Here is an 11,043-nt window from a genome sequence, read left to right as displayed (position 1 = left end):
GGACGGATTCGAACCATCGAAGGCAGTGCCGGCAGATTTACAGTCTGCTCCCTTTGGCCACTCGGGAACCCCTCCAGAGGATTTTTATACTTAGTAAGATGTTTTCCCAACTCATCTCCCAAGTGCGGAGCGCATCATAGCAAACTCGCTCAGGCTGTAAAGCGTTTTTCTTACGTTTTTACGTTGAATGCTGTCTTTTTGGGCAAAGATGGTAGAAAGTCAGCGTTTTGTTTGTCCTTTGAACAGAAGAGAAGCGCGCTTTTTACTTGAATTTACACTACTTGACGTTAAACACCGTATCTACTGATAAACTGTAAGCAGTTTAATGACATAAGTTTATTCGTTTAGAAGTCAATATCATGAGCATGAAAGCCACGTTATCGTTATCTGTTTTAACGCTTTCTATATTACTGAGTTCTCCATCGGTTTGCGCTGCGATGCGAGGAGGCTCAGCGGTTACCGTTGTGACTGAACAAGTAGAAACGCACGAGATCAATCAATCCTTAACTCTTATCGGCAAATTAAAGGCAGCGGAGTCTGTGGTTGTCGCATCGGAAGTCGCCGGCAAAGTGAATCAAATCGCTGTTAAAGCGAATCAAAATGTCCAGCAAGACCAGCTATTAATTAAGTTAGATGACGATAAGGCTCAAGCCGCTTTGATTGAGGCAAAGGCGTACCTTAAAGATGAACAGCGTAAGTTAAAAGAGTTCCAACGTTTGGTTAAGCGGAATGCGATTACTCAAACTGAAATCGATGCACAAAAAGCCAGTGTTGAAATAGCACAAGCGAGGCTTGATGCTGCTCAAGCCAATTTAGCTGATCTCCATATTACTGCCCCATTTTCTGGCACTGTTGGTTTTATCGATTTTAGCCGCGGCAAAATGGTCAGTGCGGGTACTGAACTTTTGACGTTGGATGATCTTTCCGTCATGGAACTGGATTTACAAGTACCGGAGCGCTATTTATCGATGCTTTCTATTGGTATGGAAGTCATCGCTAAAACCAGTGCATGGGGTAGCCAGACCTTTACTGGTAAAGTCACAGGTATTGATACGCGGATCAGCGCCGAAACACTGAATCTTCGCGTGCGTATTGAGTTTGATAACCCAGAAAATCAATTGAAGCCGGGCATGTTGATGAACGCTTCACTAGCATTTCCTGCTATTAAGGCGCCAATCATTCCTGTTCAAGCACTTGAATACTCCGGAACTAAACGTTTTGTATATGTAATTGATGAAAATAACAAAGCTACTCGTCAAGAAGTGTCGCTAGGTGCTCGTGTTGGCAACGAGGTGGTGATCGAATCTGGTGTTGAGATTGGTGACAAGATTGTGGTTCAAGGCATTGTTAACATGCGTGATGGTGTCGAAGTGAAAGAAATTGTCGCGCCACTAAAAGCGAACACCACGGATGTGACACGCAATGACAGTGAATCGGATGAGGAAGAAAACTAATGTTACTGTCCGACGTTTCAGTTAAACGCCCTGTCGCGGCGTTGGTTCTGAGCATGCTGTTGTGTGTGTTTGGCTTTGTGTCATTCACCAAATTAGCCGTTCGTGAAATGCCTGATATAGAAAGCCCAGTCGTTTCTATCAGTACGCGTTATGAGGGTGCATCGGCGACTATTATTGAAAGCCAAATTACCTCCGTTTTGGAAGACCAGCTTTCCGGGATCAGTGGGGTTGATGAAATTAGCTCCACTACTCGTAACAGCATGTCGCGTATCACGATCACGTTTGAGTTAGGTTACGATCTCAACACAGGTGTGAGCGACGTGCGTGATGCCGTAGCTCGTGCTCAGCGCTCGCTACCTGATGAAGCGGATGACCCTATTGTTTATAAGAACAATGGCTCGGGAGAGGCGTCGCTCTACATCAATCTCAGTTCTGCAGAGATGGACCGTACTCAATTAACGGATTATGCCGAACGTGTATTGATGGACCGCTTTAGCCTGATCTCTGGGGTTAGCTCCATTGATCTCTCCGGTGGTTTGTACAAGGTAATGTACGTGAAGCTTAAGCCAGAACTAATGGCTGGACGTTCAGTTACAGCTTCGGACATTACATCAGCTTTGCGAAGTGAGAACCTAGAAAGCCCAGGTGGTGAAGTTCGCAACGACTCAACAGTAATGTCCGTGCGTACGGCTCGTACTTATAACACGCCTGAAGATTTTCAATATCTTGTCATTAAACGCGCAAGCGACAATACACCTATCTATTTAAAAGATGTAGCAGATGTCTTCATTGGTGCAGAAAACGAAAACTCAACCTTCAAAAGTGATGGTGTAGTAAACATCAGTCTTGGTGTGGTACCGCAGTCAGACGCAAACCCGTTAGAAGTAGCGAAGCTGGTTAGGTCTGAAGTCGATAACATCCAGAAGTTCTTACCAGAAGGTACACGTCTTGCGATAGATTACGACGCGACAGTGTTTATCGAGCGTTCAATCGAAGAGGTGTACAGCACGCTATTTATCACGGGCGGCTTGGTGATTTTGGTGTTGTACATTTTCATCGGTCAAGCTCGTGCAACCTTAATTCCTGCGGTTACGGTACCTGTTTCTCTGATTTCTTCGTTCATTGCCGCGTACTACTTTGGGTTTTCTATCAACTTGATCACCTTGATGGCATTGATATTATCGATTGGTTTGGTGGTGGATGACGCAATTGTGGTTGTAGAGAATATCTTCCACCATATCGAACGCGGTGAATCGCCATTACTCGCCGCATATAAAGGCACAAGAGAGGTTGGTTTTGCTGTTATAGCAACAACATTAGTGCTGGTGATGGTGTTCTTACCGATCTCCTTTATGGATGGCATGGTAGGTCTACTATTTACAGAGTTTTCTGTATTGCTAGCTATGTCGGTCATATTCTCCTCTTTGATTGCCCTGACGCTGACTCCTGTATTAGGTAGTCAGATTTTGAAGGCGAATGTAAAACCAAATCGATTCAATGAAGCGGTTGATCGCTTGTTTAGCAAGCTTGAGAGTGGCTATCGCGCATTATTGAAAGGCGCATTGAAAGTACGTTGGGCTGCTCCGCTGGTGATTCTAGCTTGTTTGGGCGGTAGCTATTTCTTGATGAATCAGGTACCGGCCCAGTTGACCCCACAAGAAGATCGCGGTGTGATATTTGCGTTTGTGCGCGGTGCAGATGCTACGTCATACAATCGTATGTCAGCCAATATGGATATTGTCGAAGACCGATTGATGCCATTACTAGGGCAAGGTTATCTGAAGTCATTCAGCATCCAAACGCCAGCGTTTGGTGGCCAGGCAGGAGACCAGACTGGCTTTGTGATCATGATTCTAGAAGATTGGAACGAACGTGATATCACGGCTCAGCAAGCCCTTAACAAAGTACGGAAAGAATTGGCAGGTATCCCAGATGTTCGAGTGTTCCCATTTATGCCAGGTTTCCAAGGTGGTTCGAGTGAGCCAGTTCAGTTCGTATTAGGCGGCTCTGATTACGATGAGCTCGTTGTTTGGGCTGAAATGCTAAAGAACAAAGCAGAAGAATCACCAATGATGGAAGGAGCAGAGATAGATTACTCGGAAAAAACGCCTGAGTTATTGGTTACAGTTGACCGACAGCGTGCCGCAGAGCTAGGAGTCAGTGTTAAAGACATTTCTGACACCCTAGAAATCATGCTCGGTGGTAAAAGCGAAACGACTTATGTTGAGCGTGGCGAAGAGTACGATGTGTATCTTCGCGGTGATGAAAATAGCTTTAATAATGCTGCAGATTTAAGTCAGATTTATCTGCGCACGAATAGCGGTCAGCTAGTGACGTTAGATGCGGTCACAAAAATTGAAGAAGTGGCGGCCTCTATTCGTCTTTCTCACTACAACAAACAGAAGTCCATCACTATTACTGCCAACCTGTCGGAAGGTTATACATTAGGAGATGCGCTGAATTACCTAGACCAGGAAGCCATCGACAACTTACCGGGTGACATTTCGGTGAGTTATTCGGGGGAGTCGAAAGACTTTAAAGAGAACCAAGCGAGTGTTGCTGTTGTGTTTGCATTGGCACTGCTAGTGGCGTATCTCGTGTTGGCGGCTCAGTTTGAAAGCTTCGTAAACCCGTTAGTGGTCATGTTTACGGTGCCGATGGGTGTATTTGGTGGCTTTCTTGGTTTGGTTATTATGGGCCAAGGTATGAACATTTATAGTCAGATCGGCATGATCATGTTGATTGGTATGGTGACGAAAAACGGTATTTTGATCGTAGAATTTGCCAATCAGCTACGTGATCGTGGCGTTGAGTTTGAAAAAGCGATCATTGATGCAGCTGCGCGACGTCTACGTCCAATCTTGATGACTGCGTTTACCACACTTGCTGGCGCAATTCCGTTGATAGTATCGACAGGGGCGGGTTATGAGAGCCGTATTGCCGTGGGTACGGTAATCTTTTTCGGGATGGGGTTTGCGACATTGGTGACCTTGTTTGTTATCCCGGCAATGTACCGATTGATTTCGGCGAAAACACAAGCACCAGGTCATGTAGAAGCAGAGTTAAACAAAGCAATTAGCCATGATACGAAGGGCCGTATAGCGCACCCTTAAATCAAACGTTAAAACATAAAAGCCGAGGTAATAACCTCGGCTTCTCTTTATCGGTTTAACGTTAGCTCGGAAGCGTTCGATTAGAAGCGTTTCCCTAGGCTGATTTGTACACCTTCGTAGCTGTCGTAAAAATCTTCAAAACCCATATCTGCGACATTATAAATGTACTCTGCGCGTAACCAGATATCTGTACTCATATCCCAATGGACGCCAACACCGATGTTGAATAGTGCGCCTGAGTCATCTGTGACCTTTTGTTCGTTTGGTACGTACATTTCGGCTTGAGTGCCAAGCGCTGTTGCGCGACCGAATAGTGATAGTGGCGTATCGCCTAAGTCATCACTCGTTACAACAGCAGACATACCTGCTTGGTAATAGTGAAGATCTAAGTCAGTTTTTAGAGCATCGTTCTTAAGTTCATTTTGTGAATAGCGCAGAACCCCTTCAAACGCGAGGTATTGGTTTACATGGTAACCCCAGCCAACTGTGATATGTGGTGTTGACCACTCATTGTCTCTATCCGAGCCGAAGTACGGTGTATCAAAACCAACGTTACCAGTACCTAGATAAAAATAAGATTGATGAGCTTGTTCTTGAGCAGCTAAAGTTGGCACGCTAATGGTCAAGGTAGACAATAATAGAATGGCGTTTTTCATAACTAGACGATAACCTTGGTAAAAGACCGTTGTAATGATTTGTTTAAATGTTAATTTAATCAATAGGATGGGTGGTAATTATCATATCAGCTTTTATCAAAGGTAGTGATTTTAGAATGGGAATTGTTGCGCTAAAGCATACTTCTTACTCATGACTACCAACTAACTAGATATGGTGACGAAAGCTAGTCAAATAAGAGAGAAGGAAAGGAAAGTGGCTGAATTCAAATATAAAAACTTGACTCAAGAAGAACAAGATAAGTTAGACGCGGCGACATTTCGCCGTTTATTGGCGCATTTAGATGCCAACAAAGACGTACAAAACATCGATCTGATGATCCTTGCGGGCTTCTGTCGCAACTGCTTTAGCAAATGGTATAAATCTGAGGCTGAAAATCTCGGTTTGGATTTAGATATTGATGACGCTCGCGAACGTGTTTACGGCATGACTTACGATGAGTGGAAACAAAATCATCAACCAGCGGCAACGCCAGAACAATTGGCTGCGTTTGAAGCGCGCCAGAAAAAGTAAAACCCAGCGATAAAAACAGCCCGCATGAAGTTGGGCTGTTTTTTAAAGTCCAGTTTGCACGTTAAGCGTTAGTTGAGCCGCAACAAGCTGGCTCAACGCAACCTTTTGCTTGAATGACTTCGAGTTGAGCTAAGTAAGGTTGAATATCGCCGATGTTCTCTTTTACCCATGTTAAGTCATAATACGTATCTAGGTAACGCTCTCCAGAATCACATAGAAGCGTCACGATAGAACCCTTCTCACCGCGTTGTTTCATCTCACAAGCCAATTGCAGCACACCGTAAAGATTGGTGCCTGTTGATGCGCCGACTTTACGTCCAATCAGCTGAGATACCCAATGGGCGGTTGCCACACTGGCTGCGTCTGGAATTTTGCGCATTTCATCAATGACACCAGCAATAAAGCTTGGTTCGACACGTGGTCGCCCGATACCTTCAATTTTGCTGCCGGTCTCACCTTTTAATGAGTGATTACCTGACTGAAAAGCATCGTAAAACACTGAGTTTTCAGGGTCTACCACGCAAAGCTTAGTGTCGTATTTTTGGTAACGAATAAAACGGCCAATGGTTGCTGATGTGCCGCCTGTTCCAGGACTCATCACTACCCAGCTAGGAATCGGGTGATCTTCTAACTCCATTTGGCTAAAGATAGAGTTCGCGATGTTGTTGTTACCGCGCCAGTCAGTAGCGCGTTCAGCATAAGTAAACTGGTCCATGTAGTGACCATTTAGCTCTTGAGCCAAGCGTCGAGACTCGTCATAAATCTGATCTGATCGTTCAACAAGGTGCGCTTTACCACCGTAAAATTCAATTTGTTCGATCTTTTTACGTGCAGTGGTTTTCGGCATGACGGCAATGAACGGTAAGCCAAGTAAACGCGCAAAATACGCTTCCGAAACGGCAGTGCTGCCTGAGGACGCCTCGATTACAGTGGTTTCAGGACCAATCCATCCATTACAAATAGCATAAAGAAACAATGAGCGCGCCAATCGATGCTTAAGAGAGCCTGTAGGGTGCGTACTCTCATCTTTTAGATAGATATCGATACCATCAAGAGAAGGTAGTTCGAGTTTAAATAAGTGAGTATCAGCAGAACGTTGGAAGTCTGCTTCAATTTTACGCACTGCATTGTTGATCCAATTGTGGTCAGTACACATGGCGTCTCTCCTGGGGAAATCGATAGATAAGTATTAGATAGGGATAATTTATCTATAATTTTCGAGAAAAACTTTGCTATTGTTACTCTTAATAAAGATTTTTGTAGAAAAATTTTCTACATTTTATGGGTTTATAGAAATGAGTTTAGATCGAATAGATAAGCAGCTGCTTGCTTTACTACAAACCGACAGCACCTCGTCATTAAATGACGTGGCTGAGCGAGTCAATCTTACTACAACACCATGCTGGAAGCGCTTGAAAAGGTTGGAAGAAGAGGGCTACATCGAAAAACGCGTGGCGTTGTTAAGTGCAGAAAAGCTCGAGCTATCTTTCATTGCATTTGTTCAGTTAAAAACGATTGATCATTCCGAAGGTTGGTATCACCATTTTGTTACAACTGTGAGTGACTTTCCTGAGGTAATGGAGTTTTATCGTATGGCTGGCGAGTATGACTACATGATGAAAGTACTAGTCAAAGATATGAAGTGTTTTGACGAATTCTATAAGCGGTTAGTTAATAGCGTAAAAGGGCTATCTAATGTGACTTCAACATTTGCTATGGAGTCCATTAAATACACAACAGAGTTACCAATCCTAAAATAACTCGCCCTATAAGAATTCTATCTAATGTTAATTCTACCTTTTAGTATTTTAAATGTTAAAAGGTAGTTTGATTATGCTTTTAAAACTATTTCCTATCAGATTTTCATAAATATAAACGATATTTATTCTCTCTTCCATTTTTCATTAACCATTTGTTTTTGCAGTCCATTAATCCCATATATCATAATGAAAGAAAAAATAACGCAATTTTTTCTCTTTCTTTTTCATGTTTTATTTTATTGAATATTAATTTTTACTAAATTAATGGAAGAGTTTGATTTAAACGTTTGCTTTTTGTGTTTTCATGTAATTTGGTCGCTATTTTTGAGTATTTGTTTTTAGGATTAATACAGTAGCAATTACTTAAGTAATAAAGTACTCAAAAATGGGGATAGTGATTAATAAAACATCGTATTATTATCGCCCCATCTTGTATGTAACAAAGTATTACTAAAAATGAACAGAAATTACTATTTGCTTTTTCTCGCAGCTTTACTCGCTGGCTGTGGCGGTGGGGGAGACTCTAAGCCGAACAATACGAAGACACCAACTACGATAACAAAGCAGAACCGTCCGCAATTAAAAGTGGAAGACACGGTATTGAAGTTTGAAGGAGTGGGAACGGTTACTGAAGCAAAACTGAGCAATGTACATGGGTCGGTATCTTACCAAGTCATTGATTCTAATCCGCCAAATGTCGTGAAAATTAATGACTCAGGAATACTACAAATTCTGCGCCCAGGAACGGCGACTATTCTTGCTACAGATAGTAGCTCTGCTTATGAATCTTCTGAAGCAAGATTTTCTGTCACTGTAGAGCGAGGCATCAATACTGAACTTTCAGTGAGTGATCTGAATTTCAATGCGATTGAGTCAGAAGGAAAAGCGTTGATCGTCCGTGGCCAAAAAGGCGAACTGAGTTATGAGGTAGAAAGTGGTCATAACTTGATTCGTGTTGATGAGAACGGTTCGGTATATTCATTAGGTTCAGTTGGTCAGGCATCGGTGCTGATTACCGATTCAGGTAACGACTTTTACTTGCCGAAACAAGTTCGCGCTACGGTTAAACTGCATGCAGTAGCTCCGGGGCAATTACAGTTCGCTTTGCTTGAAGACGAGTATCGAGAAGGGTTGACGTTAGAACCAGTGCGTCTAGATAAAGCTCAAACGCAACGTATTTCTTACAAAATTATAAATAGCGTACCAGACAGCAAGGTGGCCGAGTTGCTAGATCCTGAAACGGGTTTGCTTCTTGTTCATAATGTTGGTCGATTAACGGTTGAAGCGACTGCAACTTACAGCGACGCGTTTCTGGATAAACAGCAAACAGCGCAATTTTTTGTGGATATAAAACAAGGCAAGCGTCAAGAAATCAGCGCAGCGGATATCGTCACAACTTATGAGGAAGGTGGACGAATTTTCCCTAAGGTGACGAACGCCTACGGTGACTATGAGCTGAGAATCATTCGTGGTGAAGACGTTGTTGCTAAAACAGAAAATGGTGAAGCATTACTGATCAAAGGGGTTGGTGCTGCTGAAGTGGAAATTTACGAGCATGATATGCGTAATTATTCTGCAAGCAAAACTCGTTTTGATCTTGAAGTTAATCGCGCGCCTCATCCCGTTATAAAAGACATTGAAATGCCGCTTACCTATCAACCAAATCTTTCAATCCCTCTGGCGTTTAAAGGGCAAAAAGGTAACGTAAATCTAGTTAGCAGCTTACCTAATGGCTTACGAATGACTGACGGCAAGTTGGAGGTAGTGACTGCGGGTGAGTACGGCCTTAAGTTTGAAGACGATGGTGGGGAGTTCTACCAACCTATTCAATTTAATGTCGTCATTAAAGTTGCAAAGGCTGAAGGCCAACCCATGGCAACGCACGATTATGACGTTGTATACAGCAACAAATACAGTTTTGATCTTCACCGTGATTTTGGTTTGAGTGCTGACGAGCAAATTGAGATTGTAGATAACACCGCACCAGATGTTGTCGGTGGTTTTAGTGAAGGACGTCTCCATGTGTATAAAGCGGGTAAAGCGACGCTAACTGTGCGCAGAAAAGAGAGCGCGAATTATACCGTTGGTCCTGATCAAAAAGTCTACGTGACAATTTTGAGTGCGCCGAGCCGAATTGAAGTTCAATCCGATGTGGAAGAGATTTGGAAGGTTGGCCAAACATTTGTTGCGCCGAAAATCTCTGGTACGGTTGGGGAAGTTACGTACCGATTTGCAGACAACGCAGCAACAGATGTAGTTTCCTTAAACAGCCAAACGGGTGCCATGCAAATTCTTAACGCGGGTAGCACAAAAATTATTGTTTCGGATGCGGGGGACGACAAAGTGGATCCGGGTGAAAGTAGTTTCTCGGTCACGATTAAACAAGGCACAAACCCTGTATCGGTTACTTACCCAACGGTAGAATTCTCCGCTGGTAGTGTTATCTCACCAGTGATGAGTGGTGGGACTGCGAAGGCAAGTTACCGTCTTATTAACCAAAAAGATCCTGTGGTCGAGCTAGTTTCTCCTGATACAGGGCGTTTGAAGATTTTGCACGCAGGCGAGTACCAAGTAGAGGTTACTCTTACTGGACGCAACTACAAAGCTAAAACAATCGTCGTAAATGGCACTATTAACAAAGCGAATCACCCTGGTTTAAGTGCTTCTACAATGAAGGTGGAATTTGAACCATTTAAAAAGGTTAAGCTAGACTTTGGTACACCAATAGGAAACCGCAGCTATCAAATATCCGGCTCAACAACTAACGGTGTCGCTTCATTAGATGTTGATAAGGAAGAGCTGACGTTACTTGACCTCCCACCAGTAAAAAGACGTTGGATTTCTCTTGACGTTTCGGAAGGGGAATCTCGAGATTACGAAGCGCTGAAAAGTAAGAATGTTCAGGTTTTTATAAGCTTCGCTGACAAAGGTGTTGCGGATCAATATGAATTGTTTGAGAAAGAACAAACGGTGTTGATTAGTACTCTGAATAAGCTTGAATTTTCCAACTTAGAAGAAAGTGAGTTTGGTTTGATGAACGTTCGTTCAGTGCGTGAGCCAACGGACGAAGAATTGAAATCATACGGCAAAGGTAAGGTTGCGAAGCTTATGTTTAAGCCGGTGGGTAACGATGACCTAACTCTAATAAAAGCTGCGTGGGTACATGTGGCTCGATTTGATGGATGTACATCAGAACTGTTCGAAGATGATCTCAAGCCTTTTGAAGCAATTGACTATGATGACCCAGGGTACTGCACCAACGGCAGCACGATTCGTATGACTCGGTTCTTAATAATTGATGACTCGAAGATGGAAAAGGTAGAGTATGAGTTAGTAGCACCTGTGATTACTTACCGTCGTGGGGGTCGTGAATTTTTAGCAACGAATAAAGGTGGATTCTATGCCGACCCAAATGTCATTTACGGGAAAGGCGAATATGGTTACCCGAAATCACTTTACGAATGGTCGGTTATTAACATGAAGTATCAACCAAATTAATCATCGTTTGATACCCATTAAAAAAGGAGT

7 protein-coding genes and 1 tRNA gene are annotated in these 11,043 nt (G+C 43.2%); 5 read left to right on the top strand and 3 right to left on the bottom strand.

The window, feature by feature from the left end; all coding sequences use genetic code 11:
- Nucleotides 1-67: transfer RNA gene (locus R7Z41_RS01945), tRNA-Tyr, on the bottom strand.
- A 292-nt stretch (nucleotides 68-359) separates the two neighbouring features.
- Between R7Z41_RS01945 and R7Z41_RS01940 the strand changes: the two genes are divergently transcribed.
- Both R7Z41_RS01940 and vmeF read left to right on the top strand, forming a co-directional pair.
- Complete coding sequence (locus R7Z41_RS01940) at nucleotides 360-1,454, top strand: efflux RND transporter periplasmic adaptor subunit (protein WP_017820000.1); 1,095 nt, start codon at nucleotides 360-362, stop codon at nucleotides 1,452-1,454.
- Nucleotides 1,454-4,567: a multidrug efflux RND transporter permease subunit VmeF gene (gene vmeF / locus R7Z41_RS01935; RefSeq protein ID WP_025766946.1), complete on the top strand. Its 3,114-nt coding sequence runs from the start codon at nucleotides 1,454-1,456 to the stop codon at nucleotides 4,565-4,567. Before R7Z41_RS01940 ends, vmeF begins: the two co-directional genes overlap by 1 nt.
- Nucleotides 4,568-4,647: 80 nt before the next feature.
- Here the strand turns inward: vmeF and R7Z41_RS01930 are convergent, their stop codons facing one another.
- Entirely contained in the window at nucleotides 4,648-5,223 is a 576-nt protein-coding gene (locus tag R7Z41_RS01930; RefSeq protein WP_047100886.1) for a porin family protein, read from the bottom strand.
- 214 nt (nucleotides 5,224-5,437) lie between these two features.
- On the opposite strand from R7Z41_RS01930, the gene R7Z41_RS01925 reads away from it, so the two are divergent.
- Entirely contained in the window at nucleotides 5,438-5,755 is a 318-nt protein-coding gene (locus R7Z41_RS01925; RefSeq protein WP_005378586.1) for a DUF1244 domain-containing protein, read from the top strand.
- A 61-nt stretch (nucleotides 5,756-5,816) separates the two neighbouring features.
- Here R7Z41_RS01925 and R7Z41_RS01920 read toward each other — a convergent pair whose 3' ends face one another.
- Nucleotides 5,817-6,911 carry a PLP-dependent cysteine synthase family protein gene (locus R7Z41_RS01920; protein ID WP_169628355.1) on the bottom strand — a complete coding sequence of 365 codons (1,095 nt, stop codon included), beginning with the start codon at nucleotides 6,909-6,911 and terminating at the stop codon, nucleotides 5,817-5,819.
- Between the two features lie 139 nt (nucleotides 6,912-7,050).
- Here R7Z41_RS01920 and R7Z41_RS01915 point away from each other — a divergent pair, with 139 nt between their 5' ends.
- Nucleotides 7,051-7,515, top strand: a complete 465-nt coding sequence (locus R7Z41_RS01915; RefSeq protein ID WP_005378579.1) for an Lrp/AsnC family transcriptional regulator — start codon at nucleotides 7,051-7,053, stop codon at nucleotides 7,513-7,515.
- A gap of 456 nt (nucleotides 7,516-7,971) precedes the next feature.
- Nucleotides 7,972-11,013 (top strand): cadherin repeat domain-containing protein, encoded by a 3,042-nt coding sequence (locus R7Z41_RS01910; protein ID WP_169628356.1) that lies wholly within the window; start codon nucleotides 7,972-7,974, stop codon nucleotides 11,011-11,013.
- Nucleotides 11,014-11,043 lie beyond the last annotated feature (30 nt).

The sequence above is a fragment of the Vibrio sp. 1457 genome, from assembly GCF_033340195.1.
In the GTDB taxonomy this organism is placed as follows: Bacteria; Pseudomonadota; Gammaproteobacteria; order Enterobacterales; family Vibrionaceae; genus Vibrio; species Vibrio alginolyticus.
This window is presented reverse-complemented; position numbering and strand designations above follow the sequence as displayed.